Annotated in this window: 19 protein-coding genes and 1 pseudogene; 13 read left to right on the top strand and 7 right to left on the bottom strand. The window is 39.8% G+C overall.

Annotated features, from left to right (window positions below; genetic code table 11):
- Window positions 1-3: 3 nt before the first annotated feature.
- The 8 genes from K364_RS0109965 to K364_RS0109930 all read left to right on the top strand — a co-directional run bounded on the left by K364_RS0109965 (window position 4) and on the right by K364_RS0109930 (window position 10,712).
- Complete coding sequence (locus K364_RS0109965; protein ID WP_028307909.1) at window positions 4-1,770, top strand: ABC transporter ATP-binding protein; 1,767 nt, start codon at window positions 4-6, stop codon at window positions 1,768-1,770.
- On the top strand, window positions 1,763-3,529 hold the full coding sequence (locus tag K364_RS0109960; protein WP_028307908.1) for an ABC transporter ATP-binding protein: 1,767 nt from the start codon (window positions 1,763-1,765) through the stop codon (window positions 3,527-3,529). Before K364_RS0109965 ends, K364_RS0109960 begins: the two co-directional genes overlap by 8 nt.
- Before the next feature lie 286 nt (window positions 3,530-3,815).
- Window positions 3,816-4,790: a 4Fe-4S dicluster domain-containing protein gene (locus K364_RS26675; protein ID WP_028307907.1), complete on the top strand. Its 975-nt coding sequence runs from the start codon at window positions 3,816-3,818 to the stop codon at window positions 4,788-4,790.
- Entirely contained in the window at window positions 4,791-5,528 is a 738-nt protein-coding gene (locus K364_RS26670; RefSeq protein ID WP_028307906.1) for a formate dehydrogenase subunit gamma, read from the top strand.
- A gap of 251 nt (window positions 5,529-5,779) precedes the next feature.
- Window positions 5,780-6,043, top strand: coding sequence for a MerR family transcriptional regulator (locus K364_RS23535; RefSeq protein ID WP_051533941.1), 264 nt, complete (start codon window positions 5,780-5,782; stop codon window positions 6,041-6,043).
- Between the two features lie 25 nt (window positions 6,044-6,068).
- On the top strand, window positions 6,069-7,052 hold the full coding sequence (locus K364_RS0109940) for a DnaJ C-terminal domain-containing protein (RefSeq protein WP_028307905.1): 984 nt from the start codon (window positions 6,069-6,071) through the stop codon (window positions 7,050-7,052).
- A gap of 91 nt (window positions 7,053-7,143) precedes the next feature.
- Complete coding sequence (clpB, locus tag K364_RS23530; protein ID WP_035268495.1) at window positions 7,144-9,717, top strand: ATP-dependent chaperone ClpB; 2,574 nt, start codon at window positions 7,144-7,146, stop codon at window positions 9,715-9,717.
- 284 nt (window positions 9,718-10,001) lie between these two features.
- Complete coding sequence (locus tag K364_RS0109930) at window positions 10,002-10,712, top strand: PIG-L deacetylase family protein (RefSeq protein ID WP_028307904.1); 711 nt, start codon at window positions 10,002-10,004, stop codon at window positions 10,710-10,712.
- Between the two features lie 8 nt (window positions 10,713-10,720).
- On the opposite strand, the gene K364_RS0109925 is transcribed toward K364_RS0109930, so the two are convergent.
- Window positions 10,721-10,951, bottom strand: a complete 231-nt coding sequence (locus K364_RS0109925) for a MoaD/ThiS family protein (protein ID WP_156946439.1) — start codon at window positions 10,949-10,951, stop codon at window positions 10,721-10,723.
- Window positions 10,952-11,167: 216 nt separating this feature from the next.
- Here K364_RS0109925 and K364_RS0109920 point away from each other — a divergent pair, with 216 nt between their 5' ends.
- The 5 genes and pseudogenes from K364_RS0109920 to K364_RS0109900 all read left to right on the top strand — a co-directional run bounded on the left by K364_RS0109920 (window position 11,168) and on the right by K364_RS0109900 (window position 14,054).
- Entirely contained in the window at window positions 11,168-11,434 is a 267-nt protein-coding gene (locus K364_RS0109920) for a type II toxin-antitoxin system RelB/DinJ family antitoxin (protein WP_028307902.1), read from the top strand.
- Window positions 11,427-11,690, top strand: a complete 264-nt coding sequence (locus K364_RS0109915; RefSeq protein ID WP_028307901.1) for a Txe/YoeB family addiction module toxin — start codon at window positions 11,427-11,429, stop codon at window positions 11,688-11,690. The genes K364_RS0109920 and K364_RS0109915 overlap by 8 nt, the downstream gene beginning before the upstream one ends.
- A gap of 111 nt (window positions 11,691-11,801) precedes the next feature.
- Window positions 11,802-11,888 (top strand): annotated as a pseudogene (locus tag K364_RS27275) (ATP-binding cassette domain-containing protein); the annotation flags it as partial.
- A gap of 196 nt (window positions 11,889-12,084) precedes the next feature.
- The gene (locus K364_RS0109905; RefSeq protein ID WP_028307900.1) at window positions 12,085-12,579 is read left to right on the top strand and encodes an RNA polymerase sigma factor; all 495 of its coding nucleotides are present in this window, start codon (window positions 12,085-12,087) and stop codon (window positions 12,577-12,579) included.
- Window positions 12,580-12,689: 110 nt separating this feature from the next.
- Window positions 12,690-14,054: an MBL fold metallo-hydrolase gene (locus K364_RS0109900; RefSeq protein ID WP_028307899.1), complete on the top strand. Its 1,365-nt coding sequence runs from the start codon at window positions 12,690-12,692 to the stop codon at window positions 14,052-14,054.
- An 80-nt stretch (window positions 14,055-14,134) separates the two neighbouring features.
- Here the strand turns inward: K364_RS0109900 and K364_RS0109895 are convergent, their stop codons facing one another.
- The 6 genes from K364_RS0109895 to K364_RS0109870 all read right to left on the bottom strand — a co-directional run bounded on the left by K364_RS0109895 (window position 14,135) and on the right by K364_RS0109870 (window position 22,657).
- Window positions 14,135-14,911, bottom strand: a complete 777-nt coding sequence (locus K364_RS0109895) for a hypothetical protein (protein ID WP_028307898.1) — start codon at window positions 14,909-14,911, stop codon at window positions 14,135-14,137.
- Window positions 14,912-15,051: 140 nt separating this feature from the next.
- The gene (locus K364_RS0109890; RefSeq protein WP_028307897.1) at window positions 15,052-16,587 is read right to left on the bottom strand and encodes a LuxR C-terminal-related transcriptional regulator; all 1,536 of its coding nucleotides are present in this window, start codon (window positions 16,585-16,587) and stop codon (window positions 15,052-15,054) included.
- 193 nt (window positions 16,588-16,780) lie between these two features.
- A complete protein-coding gene (locus tag K364_RS0109885; RefSeq protein ID WP_028307896.1) occupies window positions 16,781-18,367 on the bottom strand; it encodes an RCC1 domain-containing protein in 1,587 nt (528 codons plus the stop codon).
- A 132-nt stretch (window positions 18,368-18,499) separates the two neighbouring features.
- On the bottom strand, window positions 18,500-18,772 hold the full coding sequence (locus tag K364_RS0109880; RefSeq protein WP_028307895.1) for a DUF3303 domain-containing protein: 273 nt from the start codon (window positions 18,770-18,772) through the stop codon (window positions 18,500-18,502).
- Between the two features lie 157 nt (window positions 18,773-18,929).
- Window positions 18,930-21,869 (bottom strand): ATP-binding protein, encoded by a 2,940-nt coding sequence (locus K364_RS25570; protein ID WP_028307894.1) that lies wholly within the window; start codon window positions 21,867-21,869, stop codon window positions 18,930-18,932.
- 83 nt (window positions 21,870-21,952) lie between these two features.
- Window positions 21,953-22,657, bottom strand: a complete 705-nt coding sequence (locus K364_RS0109870) for a response regulator transcription factor (protein WP_028307893.1) — start codon at window positions 22,655-22,657, stop codon at window positions 21,953-21,955.
- Window positions 22,658-22,721 lie beyond the last annotated feature (64 nt).

Genomic DNA, 22,721 nt, shown 5'->3' with positions numbered 1-22,721 from the left:
TATATGAGACATTTCATCACATTAAAGGATTTTTTTCTAGAGAATAAAAAGGGATACCTGATTGGTGTCTGGTGGTTAGTTGTTACTAACCTGCTGCAGGTGGCAGTGCCAAGGGTTTTAGGTCTTACTGTTGATGTAATTGCCCAGGCTTCTTCACCTGATCTGCTAATTAGATATATTGGTTTAATCTGCATCATTGCCCTGGCCCTGGCTGTTTCGCGGTATTTATGGAGAATATACGTGGTGGGAATTGCCCGCAAGCTTGAATATTATTTACGAAACAGGATTTTTAAGCATTTGCTCCTATTAGACCCTAGGTTTTATGATAACACTAAAACAGGGGATTTAATGGCTCTAGCTTCTAATGATGTGACTGCTGTAAGGATGGCCTTTGCCGGCGGAGTGGTCATGGTTGCTGATGCTGTAATCATTACGGGCTTTGCCGTCATTGTCATGGTTACTACTATTGACCCAAGCTTAACCTTAATTGCCCTTGCTCCACTGCCCATCATAGCCCTGTCAGTTACTCGTTTCAACAAGATAATTCATGAAAGATTTAAAATTGTCCAGGGTGCCTTTGCGGCTCTAACTGATAAGGTGCAGGAAAATATATCTGCCATGAGGGTTGTGAAAACCTTTGTCCTTGAAAAGGTTCAAATAGATAAGTTTAATAAAGCCAGCAGGGATATTATTGAGACCAATATGAGACTGGTAAGGGTTTCAGGATTTTTGTATCCCTTTATTCAATACCTGGCAAGCATAAGCTTCCTTGTAGTCCTGGGATATGGAGGATACCTTGTGATAAATGAGAGGATATCCATTGGTGATTTTATTGCCTTTAACGGATATTTAATGCTTCTTACCTGGCCCATGATGGCCATTGGCTACGTTATTAACCTGCTCCAGCGAGGAACTGCCTCCATGGCAAGAATTAATGAATTATTAGCTGAAAAACCGGAGATTGTTGATGATAAGGTAGTGGATAAATCCATAAGAACCTTTAAAGGCTGTATTGAGTTTAAAAATCTTAATTTTTCTTATCCTGGCACCTCAGAAAGGGTGTTAAAGGACTTTTCCCTGTCAGTTAAGCAGGGTGAAACTGTAGCTGTATTTGGCAGAACCGGTAGTGGAAAGTCCACAATTGCAGATTTACTGCTGCGGCTTTATGATACTCCCAGGGGTAGTCTGTTTATAGACAGCAAAGAGATCCATACCATTCCAATTGAGACTTTAAGAAGGAACATTGGCTATGTTCCCCAGGACAGCTTTTTATTTTCCAAGACTATAAAGGAAAACATAGCCTTTGGGTATCCAGAAGCATCCATGGAAAAAATAGTTGAGGCAGCTAAAGCTGCTTCCATATACCATGATATTATGGATTTCCCCGATAAATTTGAAACAGTTGTGGGGGAGAGGGGTATTACCCTTTCAGGCGGACAGAAGCAGAGAATTGCCATAGCCAGGGCACTTCTAGTAAATCCCTCAATCCTGATACTTGATGATAGCCTGTCTGCAGTAGATACTGCAACAGAAGAAAAGATACTGGGCTTTTTAGATGGCTGCAGGCAAAATCGCAGTACAATCACAATTTCCCACAGAATATCTGCTGTGAAGAATGCAGACAAAATAATTGTCCTGGATGAGGGCAGGATAGTGCAGCAGGGACAACATGATGAGCTTATACAGGATGATCAGGGCCTTTATTATAAGATGTACCAGATGCAGCTTCTAGAGGAAGAAAGAATTGACGAGGGTGATGCCCATGCGTAAAAATACTTTTGCTGAAGAAACCATTTCAGGGAAAATTTATGATTGGCAGTTAATAAAAAGGCTTTTAAAATATGTTCGGCCATACTGGGGATATGTGATATTTTCCTTAATCCTCATTATGGTTGTTTCAGGGGTTGTTGTAGCACGGCCTTATATAGTAAAGATTGCCATTGATAATCATATTTTAGGTGACGGTAATTTTAATAATATTATTCAGCTGGTGATTATATATTTTACCATTATAACCATGGGCTTTGCGGCCAATTACCTTCAGAACTATCTCTTAAACTATGCCAGCCAGAGGATTTTGTATGATATAAGGGAGGCGGTCTTTACCCATCTCCAGGGCTTATCCCTGTCTTTCTTTGACAAAAACCCTGTAGGCAGGCTTGTTACCCGGGTGGCCAATGATACTGCCAATCTTAATGAAATGTTTACCGAGGTATTAATAGGTTTTATCAGGGATTTTATTCTTATAGCCGCCATCATAATTGTCATGCTCCAATTGGATTTGCGGCTGGCAGCAATCAGCCTTATATCAATACCGTTAATTCTGTTTGCAACAAATGTTTATAAAAAGGTGGCCCAAAGGGCTTTTCAACAGGCTAGAGTTAAGCTTGCCGCCCTGAACTCGTCTATTCAAGAAAATATTACTGGCATGAAAATAGTACAAATATTTAACCAGCAGGAGAGCAGATTTAAAGAGTATGAAACTATTAACAAGGAGCATTATGAAGCTGAATTAAAGGCCATTAAAGCCCATGCTCTATTTAGGCCTTCAATAGATATAATCTTTTTTTTCATCCTGGTGCTGCTCATCTGGTATGGTGGTGCAGGGGTAATTCAGGACACTATGCAGCTGGGAGTATTGTATGCCTTTATAAACTATACGGAAAGGTTGTTTCAACCTATAAATGATATGACCCAGAAATACACCCAACTGCAAAGTGCAGTAGTTTCGTCTGAACGGATTTTCATGCTCCTGGATGAAAAAGAAACTGTGAAGGATCCTATTACTCCTATTCCTTTAAAAGAGGTCCAGGGTAAAATAGAGTTTAAAAATGTTTGGTTTGCCTATAATGATCAGGACTGGGTTTTAAAGGATGTGAGCTTTGAAATAAGGCCCGGGGAAACTGTAGCTCTAGTGGGTCCAACTGGTTCGGGAAAGACAACTGTTATAAACCTGATTAATAGATTATATGACGTTCAAAAGGGAGATATTTTTATTGATAACATGCCTATTAAAGAGCTGAGCCAGGCCAGCCTGCGAAGGAGCATTGCTGCTGTAATGCAGGATGTGTTTCTTTTTTCTGATAGTATTATGGCCAACATCCACCTTGATTCCAGCAGGATTCATGAGGAAATTGCAAAAAAAGCCACCGGTCATGTAGGTGCAGATGATTTTATCAGCAAGCTTCCTGGTGGTTATGATTATCAGGTTAAAGAGCGGGGAATTACCCTTTCCACAGGACAAAGGCAGCTTATTGCCTTTGCCCGGGCCCTTGCCTTTGACCCAAAGATTCTAATATTAGATGAGGCAACTGCCAACATTGATTCCCAGTCGGAAGCCATCATTCAGAATGCAATGGAAAAGCTTTCAAAGAACAGAACCACTATAATTGTAGCCCATAGACTATCCACGGTTCAAAATGCAGATAAAATACTAGTTTTTCATAAGGGGCGGATAATAGAGAGTGGAAGCCATCAGGAGCTCCTTAAAAGAAGAGGTATGTATTACAAGCTCTATCAACTTCAATAGGACTACAATAGGCACTGAGATAGCACTACAATAGTGCCTAAAAAGCACTTTACTAGGTCTTAATTATTTTCGTATATACTATGTGAAAATAAAAGAAGATAATCTTCCTGGTGTCTTTTGCATATTATTATTAAAGCTCTGGTTTATTTAAGCGTATTAGATATCTAGTTATCTGATACGTTTTTTTGTTTGTTTAAAAAGCAAAAAAATTATAAAAATTACGTAAATACTAAGCAAATATATGGTATAATAAAAAGCACAATAAAAGGTTTTGGGAGGAATTATCATGGCTTCTATAAGTAGAAGAGATTTTATAAAAAGAACTGCAGCAGCTGCTGCAATAACCACCACTGCAGTAACAGGAGCTGCTGCAGGTCCTGTATATGCAGAAAACTCCAAGGGGCAGTATGCTACAGTTATTGACATGACCAGGTGTGATGGATGTAAGGAGTTTGATACGCCAAAATGCGTTACAGCATGCAGAGTGAAAAATGGGCACAGGTATCCAGAGCCAATTGATAATATTCCAGATTACTGGCCCCAGAAAAAGCATGAGGACTGGAGCGGAAAACGGGATATAACTAATCGCTTAACTCCCTATAACTGGATTTTCGTGCAAAACATCCAGGTGGAGGACAAGGGGAAAACTTATGAATTATCCATTCCCAGAAGATGCATGCACTGTGACAATCCTCCCTGTGCCAAAATGTGTCCCTTTGGTGTTATGGAAAAGACAAGAGAAGGTGCAGTTACCATTGATCACAACTTCTGTATGGGAGGTTCTAAATGCAAGGATGTTTGTCCCTGGGGGATACCTCAAAGACAGGCAGGAGTGGGGATGTATTTAAAGCTTGCACCCAAGCTGGCAGGGGGAGGAGTTATGTACAAGTGTGATCTCTGCCAGGACCTTATATCAAAAGGGGAAAAGCCAGCCTGTGCTGCCGGCTGCCCAAATAATGCCATGACCTTTGGCTTAAGGGATGAGGTGCTGCAATACGCAGAGGATTTAGCCCAGAACATGGGAGGCTTTATCTACGGAGATAAGGAAAATGGAGGCACTTCCACTTACTACGTTTCTCCTGTTTCCTTTGATGTGATTGACAATAAGCTAAAGGAAGAGCAGAATACCTTAAGAATGCATGGTGCTGAAAATCCCCTGGAAAAACTAAATGGCATGGGTAAGGCCATGCTTATAGCCCCAATAGCAGGTATTTTTGCGGCAGCTATTGCATCCTACAAAACAATGAAGGGGGAAAGATAAATGGGAGAGAAAATTTTAAAAAAAGAGAACAAGGTTAAGAGACATTCATTGTCTGTAATACTTGTCCATTGGTCTGTTGCAATTTCCACTTTGCTGCTTTTGTTTTCCGGGTTTGGTCAAATGCCCATGTATCGGAGATACGGTCTTGTCAATGTACCGGGCTTTTCCTGGTCAGATAACTTTGTGATAAACAGCCAGATTCACTATGCAGCAGCCATTGTGTTGCTGCTGGCAGTAACTTACCATATTATCTACCATGTAAGCTTAAAGCAATTTGACATCTTTCCTAAAAGGGGCGATTTAAAAGAGTCATATTTAATTATTAAAGCCATGCTGGGCTTTGGCAAGGAACCTGCGTCGGACAAATATCTTGCAGAACAAAGGTTGGCCTACTTTTTCATAGGGTTGAATCTTTTAATCCTTATTATTACAGGTCTAATCAAGGTATATAAAAACTTTAGCTTTGTTAATGTCAATTACGACTTTATGATCTGGGTAACCCTTGTTCATAACATTGCAACGTTCCTACTATTGTTTGGGATAATTGGTCATCTGGCAGCATTTATCTTTAAAGAAAACAGGCCTCTTTTAAGGGGAATGTTTACGGGCAAGGTGGATTTAGATTATGTCAAGCACCGACATGGATTGTGGTATGAAAAGCTGCTCAAGGGAAGTTCTGCAGTAGACAACGAAAAAATTAGAGGTGCTAATAATAGAAAGCAGGATGCAAAAATATAGTACAAGAGGAATACACCTCACTTTCCACAAACCAAGGGGAGTGGGGTGCTTTTCATTAATTAGATTTTTTGAATAACAAAAGTCCGGAAGTGTCAATATAATACTAGAAAATATGAAAACAACAATGCAAATAAACTTGACAATATTATTGTTATATTTTATAATTTTATTATTAGTAATAATTACTGTTAAGGCGAGTAGGATTTATTAGCTTAATTTGCCTTTCAGTTAAAACGTAGAGGGTGATTTTTATGACGCTAAATGGGAAAGAAGGGATATATTTTATAAGTGTAGCTGCAAGGCTTGCAGATGTACATCCGCGGACCTTAAGAATCTATGAGGAGGAAGGTCTTATCAGCCCTAAAAGAACACCTGGCAACACACGTTTATACTGTGACAAGGATGTAAAAAAAGTAAAATATATTCGATTTCTGACCCAGGAAAAGGGTGTAAACCTTGCAGGGGTAAAAATAATTCTCGAGCTCATGGAAAGATTGGGTGAATGGGAAAAATAGTCTTCATTTACGGGGGTGATAAGAAATGAATTACAAGGACTATTATGAAGCTCTAGGTGTGGATAAAAAAGCTGGTGAAAAGGAAATAAAAAGTGCCTATCGAAAGCTGGTGAAAAAATATCACCCTGATAAAACCAAGGGAGATAAGAATGCTGAAAGTAGGTTCAAGGAAATAGCTGAGGCCTATGAGGTTTTAAGTGATCCAGAAAAACGCCAAAAATACGATGAATTAGGCGCTAACTGGGATAGATTTGGGCCAGGGGAAAACTGGCAGAAGGCTAATACTAATTTTTATGGCTTTTCAAGGGGCAAACAAAATGGCGGCTATAAATTCTATACAAATATGAACGGCCATGATGCTGATTTTAGCGACTTTTTTAAAGTATTCTTTGGAGGCTTTGATGGCATGGATGCCCGCGGATATGGCAACTCCGGATTTGACACTTCTGGATTTGGTTCCTCTGCCAGGGGCAATACAGCCTCAACAGGTAATGATGTTGAATCTGAGATAAGACTTTCTGTTGAAGAAGCATATAACGGGATTACTGCTCAGGTAAACGTTGACGGAAGTACATTGAAAATAAAAATACCTGCCGGAGTAAAAGATGGACAAAAAATAAGGGTGGCAGGTAAGGGGCAGCCTGGTATGAGGGGCGGCAAAAGCGGTGACCTCTATCTTGTTGTAAGGATCAATGAGCACAAGCTGTACAAAATAGACGGTGCAGATATAAAGCTAAATGTACCCATTACTCCCAGCGAAGCCGCATTAGGAGCAAAAATTCAGGTTCCTACCCCAAAGGGCAAAATAAGTCTTACAGTTCCTCCAGGAACCAGCTCAGGTAAAGTCTTAAGATTAAAGGGTTTGGGACTTGGTAGTGAAAAAGAGAAGGGAAACCTTTTAGTGACCCTGGATGTGGCAGTTCCACCTGATTTAACTGAAGAGGAAAGAGAGCTCTATAGAAAACTGCAGGACATAAGTAACTATAATCCCAGAGAAAAGATTATGTAGTATTTTTAATAAGTTTTGTTTAAAAGCAAAGGGTTAATTAAAAATTGTTTTGTATTAAATTATTATAAAAGTTTAGAAATGAGGTGAGATTATGAGACTTGATAAATTAACTGTAAAAGCTGGGGAGGCTGTTCAAGCTGCTCAAAGCCTGGCGGAACAAATGCAGCATCAGCAGATTACACCTGACCATCTTTGTGCTGCTCTGATTGAGCAAAAGGAAGGTGTAGTTTCCAAAATCCTTTCGGGCCTGGAGATAAACCCAGCTGAATTTGTACAAAGTGTAAAAAGAAGCCTGGACAAGGAACCAAAGGTTCAAGGCGGCATGGATGTGTATATCAGCCAGCCCCTGCGTCAGGTATTTGATGAAGCCTGGAAAGAAGCTGTCAGCATGAAGGATGAGTATCTAAGTACTGAACATCTGCTTTTAGCACTTGTTAAACAAGCTCCTGGGGAAGCAGGGCGTCTGATAAAACAAAAGGGAATAACCAGGGACAAGATACTTCAGGTTCTTCAGAATATAAGGGGAAGCCAAAGGGTTACAGATCCTAACCCAGAAAATAAATATGAGGCCTTATTAAGATTTGGTCATGATCTTACTGAACAGGCACAGCTGGGCAAGCTTGATCCTGTTATTGGCAGGGATGAGGAGATTACCAGGGTAATTCAGGTGTTGTCAAGGAGAACAAAAAACAATCCAGTTCTTATAGGTCAGCCAGGTGTGGGAAAAACAGCTATTGTCGAAGGCCTGGCCCAGAGAATGGTAGAAGGCTCAGTGCCTGAAACCCTGAAGGATAAGCGGCTGATTGTTTTAGATATTGGAGCCATGGTTGCCGGAGCAAAGTACAGGGGTGAATTTGAGGATAGATTAAAGGCTGTCTTAAAGGAAGTCAAGGATGCCCAGGGCGAAATAGTGCTGTTCATTGATGAGATTCATACTCTGGTGGGTGCAGGTGCCGCGGAAGGTGCGGTGGATGCTGCAAATATGTTAAAGCCTGCCCTGGCAAGGGGAGAGTTGAGGTGTATTGGGGCTACTACTTTAAATGAGTACAGAAAGCATATAGAGAAGGACACGGCCCTGGAAAGACGTTTCCAGCAGGTTTATGTTGGAGAACCTAGTGTTGAGGATACTATTGGCATCTTAAGGGGACTGAAAGAAAAATATGAGGTGCACCATGGAGTGCGTTTAAAGGATAGTGCCCTAATCGCTGCTGCAACCCTATCCCATCGTTACCTGACAGAACGATTCCTGCCTGATAAGGCTATAGACCTGATTGATGAGGCTGCCTCCAAGCTGAGAATAGAGATTGACAGCATGCCAGGTGACATTGATTCTATTGAAAGAAAGGTAAGACAGCTAGAGGTGCAGGCCGAGGCCTTAAAAAAGGAGAATGATCCTGGAAGCAGGGAGCAGTTAGAAGCCATACAAGGCCAAATTGCCAATTACCGAGAGGAGCTCGCAGGGAAAAAGGCCCACTGGGCACAGGAAAAGGAAATAATCCAGAAAATACGCAGTATTAAAGAAGAAATAGATAAAGCCCGTATCAATGAAGCCAGGGCTGAAAGAGAGATGGATTTAAATGAGCTTGCCAAGATACGCTATGGAATTCTTCCACAGCTTGAAAAGGATCTTGAGGCAGCAAATGAACAATTAAATGAGCTTCAGAAATCCTCAAAAATGCTAAAGGAAGAGGTTGATGAGGAGGACATAGCAGAAATTGTGTCCAAATGGACTGGTATTCCTGTAAGCAGAATGCTCCAGGGAGAGGTGCAAAAGCTTCTTAAAATGGAGGAGCTGCTAAAGCAGCGTGTGGTAGGACAGGATAAGGCTGTTGAGGTAGTCTCTAATTCCATTAGACGCTCAAGGGCCGGCGTGTCTGACCCCAACAGACCCCTGGGATCCTTTATCTTCCTGGGACCAACTGGTGTAGGCAAAACAGAGCTTGCAAAGGCTCTAGCCCACTTCCTGTTCAATGATGAAAGAGCAATGCTTAGATTTGACATGAGTGAATACATGGAGAAGCATTCAGTTTCAAGGCTTGTGGGAGCCCCCCCAGGGTATGTGGGCTATGACCAGGGAGGGCAGCTTACTGAAGCAGTTCGCCGCAGGCCATACTCAGTAATTCTCTTTGACGAAATTGAAAAGGCCCATGCAGATGTTTTTAATATACTCCTGCAGCTATTAGATGATGGTCGTCTTACAGATGGCCAGGGGCAGACAGTTAACTTTAGAAATACTGTTGTCATAATGACTTCAAACCTTGGAAGCCAGTACTTTTCACAGGTTCATGATGATGACGCATTACATGAGAGGATCATGAACACGTTAAAGGGTCATTTCAGACCGGAATTTCTCAACAGAATTGATGAGATTGTTGTGTTCCATCAGTTGTCCAGGGAGCATATTATTGATATAGTTGATATTCAGATACAGCTTTTGGCTGGGAGAATTAGAAGTCTAGGATATGAACTTGAGGTATCTGACCAGGTGAAGGCCTTTCTAGCTGAAAAAGGCTATGACACAGTATATGGAGCAAGACCTTTAAAGAGATTGATACAGCGGATGCTAGAAAACACCCTATCTATTGCAATTCTCGAAGGCAAGTACAAACCTGGAGATACTATTAAAGTAAACCTTGATGAAAGGGAGCAAATAAGTCTTTCATAAGCTCATGAGCAGGGTAATCAAAACTAACAATGGCGCTGTCTGTTTTAATACGGATAGAATGCGGATAGAAAATGTCATATTCCCTCACCTGGAATTAAATTTCAGCAATTCTAAGGCCCATTCCAGCCAAAAAGCCTATGCTTTGCAAACTCGCTTCGCTCAAACAGTGCAAATCATCACGGCTTTTTGGCCTCCATGGACCAACAATTGCTGGGAAATTTAATTAGGGTTCGTTCATATGGACATTTTCTTTACTAAAAGCGTTATTTGAAGGGGTGGATTATTTGGAAAAGCTTACGGTCATGGGCATTGGTGCCCATCCTGATGATCTTGAACTGTTTTGTGGGGGAACCCTGGCAAAGTATGCAGATCTAGGCTGGAGGGTCTTCATGTGTCATGCCACTAACGGAGACAAGGGTCACTTTAATATCCCCCCTGACCAGCTGGGAGAGGTGCGCAGAAAAGAAGCCGTAAACGCAGCCAGGGCCATTGGTGCCGAGGTCATTTTTCTAAACCTGCCTGATGGTGAAATAGAGGTGGATATTAAAACCAGGGCATTATTTATAGATGCCATTAGACAATGCAGACCCCATGTGATAATAACTCACCCTACAGAGGATTACCATGGTGATCATGAAGCAGTGAGCAGACTGGCAATTGCTGCATCTTTTTTTGCAGGAGTAACACACATTAAAACTACTCATGAACCATTTGAACATATTCCTCACATATACTTTATGGATACCTATGCAGGTGTTAATTTTAATCCAGAGGAATATGTAGATATAGGAAACTATATTAACAAGAAAACAGAAATGTTAAAAGCCCATGAAAGTCAGCTGCAGTGGTTAAAGGAGCACGACCAAATTGATGTTTTAACACTCATGGATGTAAGTGCCAGATACAGGGGCTTCCAATGCATGACCGTATATGCAGAAGGGTTCAAGGCTTACCGCAGCTCCCTTAGAATTGGGACCACAAGATTATTGCCTTAACCTGTACTCTAGCCTCCGCAGATAACAGGCAGGACATGCAGGTAGTCACCTTCATTGACCTTTTCATTAAGGTCAATTTTTTTTTGATCACGCAAGACCATGCCAACCTCTTTTAAATTAATATTGGCTTTAAATAGTACTTCCTCCACGGTTGTATCTTCACCTGCTTCTACCTTTATTACTCCCTTTGATTCTTCAGGATAGCTTATCATCCCCCGGGTTAACTGGATAGTAACCATTAACACCCACTCCTTGTTTTTAATACTTTTATTATAAAGATATACAGGCCCAAAAGCAAACAACCAGGGGGACGGTTCTCCTGGCTAATAGCTATCAGCTATTAGATTAATATAAACTAATATAAATAAAATTACGTTATCGCAATGCAATGTATTGACTAGGTGGCTATAAAATATTACAATATCATTACAGATGGAAAAAAGGAGGTATCAATTATGGCAACCACCAATGTCAATATACGTATGGATGAAAAGTTGAAAAAGCAGGCTGAAGAACTATTTGCAGATTTAGGTATGAACATGACAACTGCAATTAATATTTTTGTCAGACAATCAGTAAGTTATGGAGGAATTCCTTTTGAAATAATAAGAAGAGATGGTTTTTACAATGATTATAACCAGCAGATACTAAAAAAATCTATTAGTCAATTGGATGCGGGAAAAGGATTTGCTCATGAGTTAATTGAGGCAGCAGATGAATAAAATCTGGTCAAATCAAGCATGGGAAGAGTATCTATACTGGCAAACTCAAGATAAAAAGACATTAAAAAGGATTAACCTTCTTATCAAGGATATTGACCGTAACGGTTATGAAGGCATAGGCAAGCCAGAACCATTAGGGGAGAATTTGTCAGGGTTTTGGAGTAGAAGAATCGATGAGAAAAACCGACTTGTATATCGAATACATGAAGGAAATATTGAAATAGCTCAATGCAAAACTCACTATCAAGACAAGTAGGAAGCACATATACAGTCCAATCGCTATTTTGCAAAGATCCAAGCCTATCGCCTATAATGTTGATGCAGAGAGTGTGGGAGCCTATTTTGAATTAACAGGTTCCCCTTTATGATATCCAAGGGCATGAAGATGAAATATTCTCTGGCTTTAGCATTATCCCACCATACAGAACTTATTATCATGGATGAACCTACTTCACTTTTATTGAAGCTAACTCTCTTAAATGAGGGTTTTCTTTATTTATAGGCAGTTATAGGCAGTAGAATTATTCTATGCAAAGCGTACTAAATTTTTGCATTTACCCCAAATTTTTTCCAATGAATTTTACAGGAAAATTTAATGTTATGTATAAATATTAATAAAGGTTTTTAAATAAGTTTTTGAGGTATATTCAATGCTTTCTTTTATTGATATTTATCGAACTCATCATAAAACAATATATAGATATTTTTTATATGTTACGGCTAATACCAGCCTGGCAGAGGATTTGACCCAGGAGACCTTTTTTCAGGCTTTTCTCTCCTGTGGGACATTTAAAGAACAAAGTGCCCCTTTAACATGGCTTATGGCAATAGCCCGCAGGGTTTATCTTAAGCATTTGAGGCAGGATAAAAAACACCTGCATCTGGACACAGTCCAAAATTCAGTGTGTCCATCCAGGGAAAATAAGCCTGAACATGTCTGGGATAACAAGGAGCTGTCCAGAGAGATAATTCAAGTCTTACAATTATTGCCAGAATCCTACCGTACTGTAATTATCCTAAGAGAGATAGAGGAATGCAGCTTTGAGGAAATTGGAGCTGTTTTAGAAAAATCCCCAGCCTCTGTCAGGGTAATACTTTCCAGGGCAAAGAAACGCTTTAGAGAACTATATTGTCAGAAAATATGAAATTTATATGAAGAATAGAACCGGGATATACCATCTATTTATTGTGACTGATATTATGGAGATAATATAAGGGTATTACTGAATATTAAATCCAGAAAGGACTGAAGGCAATGTTTTTTAAACGCATAGAAACTCCAGGTTTAGCCCACTGGTCGTACATGATTGGAGATGGTTCAGAAATAGTAGTAATAGATCCAAGACGGGATGTGGGAATATATTTGGAAGAAGCGCGTAAGGCCAGGATGAATATTACTGCCATCTTGGAAACCCATCGCAATGAGGATTATATTATTGGTTCTAGAGAACTAGCCGAGCTTACCGGTGCCATTGTATATATTTCAGGTTATGAGGATTTAGGGTTTAACTATGGTACTTTTATCCAAGATTATGATACCATTAGATTAGGCAGCCTAACCATTCAAGCCCTGCATACTCCCGGCCATACCCTTGGCCATATGTCCTATGCAGTTTATATCAAGGATCAGCCTTATATGGTATTCACAGGTGACTGTCTTTTTGCAGGAGATGTTGGCAGGACAGACTTTTATGGAAGGGAAAATCTCCCAAAGATGACAGGCCTTCTCTATGACAGCATTATGGAGAAGATTTTTCCTTTAGGTGACCATGTTCTCCTCTGCCCGGCACATGGAGCCGGCTCTGCATGCGGCACTGCCATTCAGGACCGCCCCTGGACAACAGTAGGGTATGAAAGACTGTATAATCCCAGGCTGCAGTATGCAACAAAAGAGGATTTTATTAATAATGTGGGGCAGGTACTGCCAAAGCCTCCCTATTTTGAAAAAATGGAGGTTTGCAATGTAAAAGGCGCACCTTTCCTTGGGGATATTGTCAAGCTTCCGGCAATCAGGGTTAGCTCCCTTCCTAAAAGCCTTTCAGAAGGCCAGATAGTTGATGTCAGGGATGAAGGTGCATTCTGCACAAGTCATATTCCAAACTCACTTTATATTCCCAAGGGCAGCCTGGCTTCTTATCTTGGCTGGTTTGTGGACGTGGAAACACCCATATATTTTTTAACCAATGATTTTAGTGAAGCATCGCTAGCCTTTTTATATATGACCTGCAGGAGAACTGGTTTTGATAATGTTGGAGGTTTTCTAGGTTCTGGAATAATTGAGTGGGAGACAAGGGGCGGGGAGATAAACTCCATTGAGACTGTTTCCCCGGCAGAACTAAAACAATATTTATCTGCTTCTCGTGACATTGCAATTCTTGACGTTAGGAAAAACGAGGAGCTGGCAAGGGCAAGGAGCCTGGGCAACAGCATCCACATACCCTTACATGATTTAAAGGTGCGGGCCCAGGAACTTCCTGATAACAGGACAATTTATATTTTGTGTGCAAGTGGTGTCCGCTCCACCATTGCTGCTAGCATTCTAAAAATGGCAGGCAAAAAACCTGCAGTCATCCTGGGCGGCCTTGCCGGCTGGCATGCAGCCAAGCAGATTGAAAATTAAAAGCTAATCTTGATAAAACAAGAAAAGATGCAAATCCCCTTTAAAGCTTAAAGGGGATTTTTTCAGTGTTATTTCTGGCCCTATCGGAAGGTTATGGTTTCTATACTAAACCTGCCCCAATCCTCCCCTTCTTGACCTCCGTCCAGTACATTCCATCCTAACAGCAGTCTCATGTTACCAAAATCTCCGAAACGGAATTGAATGGTGTATTCACCTGCACCTGTAGAAAACATATCCTTGGCTTGTATTTCTATAGTGGAGACATCCACGGATTTACCGCCAATGGTTTCTCTTTTCTTACCGCGGTCGGTTACTGTCCAACCTGGTACGTTCTTGCCGGATAATGCGAGTTGAAGGTTTTGCTCACTTGACAGTTGAAAGGGAAGAAGAGGAGCCAGCAGGTAAACACTCATATGTTCCAGCATCTCAGTTGGAGTATCTACATCATTCATTAATGCCCGCATGATCCTGCCGCTGCTGTCAACCCAAAAAACAACCCTTTCATCCTCGTCATCATACTCCCCTGTAACCTCAATTTGAATTACATCTGTTTGGACGCCTTTTACTGATTCGGTGCCCAGATGGGCATAGACAAAAGTATCCTCATCAATTGTCCAGGTCATTTCTTGCACTAGATTAACCAGATCCACAATACCCTTTAAATTTATCCAGGGTATATCTGCTTCCGCTGCTTCATTAGCAACTGTTGAGTGGTCAGCCTTCGGTTCCACAGCTGGTGTGCTGCTTTTAGCTGCGTTTTCAGTTTTACTCTTTTTGGAGCTGCCGCAGCCAACGGCAATAGTCCCTATCACAACGAGCATGATAATTAATACAACAGGCAACCATCTTTTTCTCAAGAATATCCCCTCCTATTATTAGCTTTACATTCCTTTATTCATGTGAAATACTGTTTTTCTTTATGATACATCTGGCAAGCTATGCTAGCTATCATTCGAAAGTATGATTTTTTTATTTTGAAGTAAAAGAGCAAATAGTGTCAGTATTGTAAAAGATTAAGCTCATTCACAAGGGCTATGGCTTGCACTCTACTAGTTACATTTAGCTTTCTATAGATATTCTGTAAGTGAGTTTTTACTGTTATAATGCTGATGAATAATGTATCTGCTATAGCTTGATTAGAATAGCCTGAAGCTATAAGCTTAAGCACTTCCAATTCCCGGGTAGTCAAGGACCTGGCTGTTTCAGTACAAAGGTCAGAGTTTTGAGCTGCCAGGGTCCTATTCTCCCTTATAAATCCCTTTAATAATTTATCAGTATATTCATATAATTTAGAGGTTTGCTGTCCTATTGGAAGGAGCCCTTGTTGAACTTTGCACATTTTAACAAGTCTAAACAAAGGTTCACCTTCATCAATAAAAACTCGATAATAACCTTCGTCTGCTCCTTTATGTAAAGCAGCATAGAGACTTCTCAATGCCTCATCCATACGATTTAAAGCTTGATAGCTTAGTGCTTGTAAAATAAGTACTTCTATTTGTTGGCCCAGGCCTCCTGTTTCCTCAGTCAGGACAATCATTCTCTCGCACAGAATCAGGGCTTTATCAGGTTCTCCTATATACAGCAGGGTACGTATCAGTGTTAAATACTGGTAGTGTTGTAAAACACAAAACTCGCTATAAACAGTTAATTGACAGGTATTTACCCAGTTACGAACAGCCTGGCAATCTCGCATTTTTATTGCTATTCTTGCCTTATGAGCTAATAGTGTAGGAATATTGTATTGTTGTTCTTTTTTAATAAGTTTCTTTTCTAGAATATTTAATAACTCTAAAGCAGCATAGGGTTGGCCCTGCATTATTTTGATCTTGCAAAGTATAAAATAAATGGGAACAAGGTAATCCCATTTAAAATCTATGTTATCTATTTTTAAGGCAGTTTGCGCATATTCTTGGGCACTATCTATCTTGTTGAATTCATAAAATATCTCACTTAATATCAGGGAGCAAACTGCTTCAAAAGAAGGGAAACTTTCTATTTCTTTTATAGCAGGCAATCTTGATAAATAAAAATTAGCTGCAGACTTCAACCTTCCACCCATACCATACTGGCTTTGCGCTAGATCAGTGATACCTGTGGTAAAAAAATTTATTACCAGGCAGCTTTCTTTTTTTAATTTAGCGAGGGAACTGATAAAACATTCAAGGCTATTAGTTTCACCTTCCAGAACAGATATTTTAGCTTGGGCTATATTGATTTCAGATATAATATCTTCTAGAGGGGAGCTGGATTTAAACATAATATCCCTATTTGTTTTAGCAATGAAATTTTTTAATTCTCTGCACTCAGCTTTAGCCTTTACTAAGTTTCCTGAAATGATAGAAAGCCAAATATCATATTCCTTTAAAATAGAACTGCTTATCAAATATATATGAAGGTTTGCTGGGAGGTTATGGATTTCAAAGTTGTTAATCACATGAAAATTGTCAAGTATTATGACAGAATTATTTTTGGGGCAAATCATATCATTAATAAAAATTGTTAGCTTGGGGAAAATTACACGTACATCTTTCATTGTATTACCCACCATAATTTTAATCTTGGTTTAAATATAGCATCCTGATTTAAAGACAGTGTCAAATGAACTTAAAGTTTTTTTAAAAAATCAAAAAGGAAAGCGGCCAACAGATAGCTTTACCTGGGGCCCCTTTCCTTTTTATCATTTTCTAAGATTTGTGAAATAGATGGAAATTTATTTGGTCTGTAGTTTAATTTCGAAACCAATCACCCGGCTCAACGGAAGTTATATTGACTGTCCTGGTTCTGGCATCCCATCCTACTTGTTGGCCGGTACTTTCAGCGATAAATCTTACCGGCACAAGGGTTCTGCCTTCAATAACAGTGGCCGGTACATCCAGTGTAACATTACTGCCGTTTATAGTACTCTGGATGCTGTCCACGGTCAGTTGAATCCTGCTTGAACCTTTTGTACCTACTATAGTCCTGGTTTCAGCAATCCATTCCACCTCCATGTCCAGGGCTTCAAAAATTGCCCTCAAGGGGACCATTGTTCTGCCGTTGATAATCACCGGTGGAACATCTGTGTGCAATCTTTTGTTATTGATATTAACTGAAATTTCTCTCTCAATACCCACAAGCACTAAAGAGTAGTTGTAGCCTGCTGAAACGGCCTGGGCCCTTCCTAAACCCGCAATCTTGTTTGGAATAGGATTATATGCAGGTGCTGGATGTCTGCCGGCTGCCGGATTCCAGCCTAGTTCACCCCAGTTATTTCGTCCAAAACCATACACATCACCATTTTCTAAGAGCACCAGGGAATGCTCCCGGCCAGCTGACACAGCTTGTGCTTTGCCTAATCCTTCTACTCTAGTTGGAGTTACAGTCGGGTCATATCTGTTGGCATTTACACCTAACTGGCCGTGATTGTTACGCCCAAAGGACAGCACATCACCGTTTTCCAGTATTACCAGGGAATGATACCCCCCGGCAGCTATTGCCACAGCTTTTCCTATTCCGGTAATACGAGTTGGGGTAAACCTATTGTTTGTATCCCCCAGGCCTAACTGGCCCTGTTTATTTTCTCCAAAAGCATAGACCTCGCCTGTATTAGTAAGCACTAGCGAATGATACTGTCCAGCAGATATTGCCTTAATTAGCCCTAACCCTTCGATTTTTACAGGAAAATTAATGGTGCCAGTGCCTACTCCTTGGCCTAGTCCTAGTTCGCCATTGCTATTGCGTCCGGAGGAGTAAACATCACCGTTTTCCAGCAGCATCAGGGAGTGCCAGTGCCCAGCGGCAACAGCCTGAACCGGTCCGAGACCCTCGATTTTAGCTGGAATTGGGCTGTTTGTGGTATGGGTTGATGCATTATGCCCTAATTGGCCATGTGTTCTAAATCCAAAGGAATAGACATCACCATTATCCAGTAATACTAATGAATGACCACTGCCTGCTGAAACAGCTTTTGCTGCTCCTAAACCTTTGATTCTAGCAGGTGTAGTTCTATCTTTGGTATCTCCGTGACCAAGCTGGCCATAGAAATTGCTTCCGAAAGAATAAACCTCACCTTTATCGTTTACTATCAAGGAGAACCTGCCTAATCCAGAAGCGGAAAAGGAAACTATTGGTCCCACGCCTTCAATTTTTGAAGGTGTAAACCTGTCTTTTGTATCGCCAAGTCCTAGCGTCCCGCTGCTATTATGCCCAAAGGCAAATACATCACCATACCCATCTACTGCAATAGCTGTTGGAGAACTTAAAAGTGACAGGCACAAAGCCAGGCACAGAATGAGCAGCTTTAATTTCCAGTTTTGGTGCATTTTTTTTCTCATACATTAACCCTCCTAATTTTAAGTTTTTAGCCTTCGCGGCTTATCTGATTTAGTAGTTTCTTTTCTTAATGATACTTGTGCCAACCTAAACTAGCTATCATACTAAAGTATGATTTTGGTCCGGCAAGTTTTTTACTCCAGCATCTTCCTGGCCAATTCCAGTCCCTCTTCTGCTGTAGCTGCCGGGATAATAGTAATATCAAAAATGTCATCCCAGGCTGAGGTCACCTGTGCTATAGGTGCAAAACTGCTTGCTTCGAAAATTAAAACAACATGAGGATTGTTGCTGTGCAACCAGTATTCAGCAACTACATTAAATCCTTCAGGATTTTCCCAATGCAACCTGCGAAGAAGTCTCTCTTCTTCTGTGCCGGCTCTAACCTTCATTAGTGCAATGAACAACACAGCTTCCCATCTCCCCTTTTAAATTAAACCAGAACCTTAATAATGCATGAAGAAAACAGCTAACTTTGGCTATATTCTATAAAATAAATGCCCTGAATAAAATCATACTTTTGTATGATTTTACTCAGGGCCATAAAGGTGGTAAGGGTATAAAATGTTAAACTAAAGGCAAAGTAAAGGAAAATCCATTTTTCTCGCCATTAACCTGCTCCTGCCATAGGAGGCCACCATGGAGCTGGATAATTTTTTCTGCAAGTATAACATCTAGCTCGTTGTTTACTTCTTTAAGTGAAGTAGTTTTATCATAACAACCGCTGGCTTTAATTTGAAATAATACCTTTTTTTCTCCTGGAATGATGGAACAAGCAATTGTAATATTACTTGTTTGTAAATCTGTAGAAATAGCAGCAAGGAGATGGTAAAAGGCTTTTAACAGGCGGTAAGTATCTAGACTTATTAAAGGGTAGCTATCATATTTGACAGGCAAATCATGTTTATCAGACTTTTCTAAAGGCCTATAGCCAAAAAGGACTAAATTGAGTTCTGGAGTTTTTTTCTTAGCTCCAATAATATTTTTACTAATGGTATCTATTAATTCATCCACACTTAAAGTTTTTGGCTGCAAAACAACCCTGTTTGCTTCAATTTGAACTAGTTCAAATAAATTTTCTATGAGATTGCGCAATATCACTGCTTCCTCATAGACTTTCATCAAATAATCCTTTTGTACGTGGCAGCTTTTGGACATTTTATTGACCATAAGCTGAATGTTTTCTTCAATGGAAGCAAGGGGATTTTGTAGACCATGGGTTATTCTTGATAATAATACTTTTCTAGAATTAGCCAGTTTTTGGTTAAGGGTTGCTTCAACAGCAATAAAATGCCTGATTAATAAATATATAACAGTAAAAAGACTTATATACGCCAGATCTTGCTCTATAAACCAAGAAATGTTGTTGCTTAAACCTATAAAACCTAGTACAACTAGACTGGCTGCAGCTATGAAAATACTGGACAGACCGTAAAGCTTTTCTGGCTTTAGTGCATTAGTAAAAACAAATGGCACATACAGCATTTTCCAGGGACTTACTGAATAACCTGTGTGCAGCAAAATTATTATAATCAAAGGTGCTAATAAAATTATATCTATCAAGTTACTCCAGGTAAAAGGTATTGGCCTTTGAATTTTCCCAATATATAAGATAAAGCCTGTTAATAGTGTTAATAGAAGGGGAGTCAAGATTAAAAGTTTACTAGATTTTAACAAGGTAAGGACATCAAATGAGACTTCTGAACCTATCAGGGCTGTTGTTACCATCAAGGCAAATACAATTTGTGCTAGTGGTACTGTGTTAAATATACGTGGATTATTTAAGGACAGGGGTCTCTTAATATTTTTATACTTAGCCATTACAGGCAGGGTAAAACAAAATGTACTTCCCTTTTCTGGTTCACTCTCTACCCAAATCTGACCACCATGGTGTTCAATTATTTCCTTGGCAATGGCTAAACCTAGACCATTCCCTTTATTAGGACTTTTATAACTATTACCCCTATAAAACCTCTCAAAGATGTTTGAAATATCATCCTTACCAATACCCTGCCCTGTATCTGCTACACTAAATAAAACGTTCTTTTTATCAGGGGTTATATCTGCACTGATTGTAATGGTTCCACCAGGAGGGGTATGATTGACGGCATTAAAAATCAGATTTGCAAAAACTCGCTCTAACCTGGCTTGATCTGCTTCCAGTTGGATTTCCTCAGGGGGTATCTTCTTATTTTGCACCTCAAAAAATACTCCCTTATTATTAATGTCCAGTTCATATTTATTATGAACCTGGTTTAATAAACTTATAATGGATACTCTACCCAAGTTCAAAGAATTATGGTAAGTTTTCAGGTGCAAAAGTTCCTGCAAATCCTGGGCGAGCTTTTTTAAGCTGTTACATTTATCCAGAATCAGCTCCAGGTATTTTTTCTTTTCCATTAAAGGTTTATCTGGTTTGTTAAGCAGCACCTCAGAATATCCCTGGATTAAAGTTATGGGAGTGCGTAGGTCATGAGCAATATTGGTCAGCAAATGGTGGCGCGCATTTTCAAGCTCTCTGGTTAGTGAGTTTTCTATATAAATAAAATATCTAATACTGCAGAATATAAATATATAAATTAGGCCATATAATAAATCCAATACTAGTGGCCAATGGTTGTTATTAGTAAATGCCAAAACACCAAAGATTTTTAAAGAGGACAGGGCTATCAAAAGGCTGATAATGCCGTAGGCACTGTTCTTTTTTAGTGCGTTAGAAATAATTAATGGGATAAATAATATTTTCCACGGGCTTGTTAAACCTCCTATGTATATCGTGTATATAAAAATAATGGGAATAGTTATCACAAAGTCCATCAGGTCTGTTGGGGACACAGATCTCCCCCTTGCATAAAAATATTTCTTTGTTAAGTAATAACTAAGTAATATGGACCCTACAAGAATGAAAGGAATAAACCTTGAATAAATATGGACCTGGTTAGAAGTAATGTGCACCGAAGATATTGCCACTATAATCATAAAAGTTGTATACAGTTGGGAAAGTGGTACCGTTTTTAATACACGAACCTGTTCCTCATTTTTTATCCTGCTCAAGTCCTCAAATTGTTCCAGGGGAGTTTTTTTGTGCAGCCATCTTTGACCCATTACTGCCAAAGCAGTTCCAGTCAAAACTCCTGGCGAGGCCCGCACTACGCGAATTAACCAGGACGGATCGAAACCCATATTAAAAAGCACGTGATAGAATAACTCCAGGATTATATTAAGGGATAAACCTGCTAAAACTGCTCCGGTGCAGATAAAGATGTTATAGTCCTTTGTACTGTATAGGACTAAAATGAAGATAAAATGAGTTAAATATAGTTTTGATCCATTGGTAATTGGGCTGAGCCAGATAGGGGCAATTATGATTGCAGCGGTCATTGATAAAATTATCAATTTTTTTATATTAATGGTTTTACCCATGACAAACAAGCCAAGGCCACAAACAGACACCCCTCCAATTGACCATAAAAAGTAGAGCAGCAGGTAATCATTTAAATATGCCAACTTTGCTTCCTCCTGGGAAATGATTAAGCATTCCTGCCATTTTTTTGTACTATCAGGAAGTATAAGTTTCACAAGGATAAGAATTATTTATCCTGTGGAATATTAAATTTGTAGCCTACACCCCTTACTGTAAGTACATATCTGGGTTTAGCTGGGTCAGGTTCAATTTTTTTACGGAGACTGCTTATATGAACAGCAACTGTTCGGGTGTCTGTAAAATCTTCTAGATTCCATACCAATTGGAATAAATGGTCTGCAGTAAAAATTCGACTTGGATTTTGGGCTAAGATAGCCAAAATTTGAAATTCTTTGGCAGAAAGGTTGACAATGGAGTGATTTAAACGTATTTCATGACTTGCTACATCTATTTCCAAACCAGGATACCTATATATTCTATTATGCTTGTTAATTGTGCTCGGCAGTCGGCTTCTGCGCAGGTGTGCCTTAACCCGGGCTATTAACTCACCAGGACTAAAAGGTTTGGTAATATAGTCATCTCCACCCACCCTTAGTCCGACAATTTTGTCTATATCGTCACATTTGCAGCTTAAGAACAAAATGGGAACACTGGTAAAATGCCGAAGCTCCTGACACACATCAATTCCATCCATATCGGGCAAAAATACATCCAGTATAATTAGATCGGGTTTTTCTGTTCGTGCAAGCTTCAAAGCCTGCTGACCGCTTTCAGCAGAAATAACCTGATACCGCTCGTCTTGCAGAAGAAGGGTAACAAGCTGAATAATATCTCTTTCGTCATCAATAATCAAGATTTTCTCTCCAGCCATATACAATCTCCCCCGAGATAAAACCCATATTTATTACCAATATTGTAACATATTTCGAGGCAAA

This window comes from Desulfitibacter alkalitolerans DSM 16504, from assembly GCF_000620305.1.
GTDB lineage: Bacteria > Bacillota > DSM-16504 > Desulfitibacterales > Desulfitibacteraceae > Desulfitibacter > Desulfitibacter alkalitolerans.
Note: the sequence above shows the minus strand (reverse complement) of the source record. Positions and strands in the feature narration are given on the sequence as shown.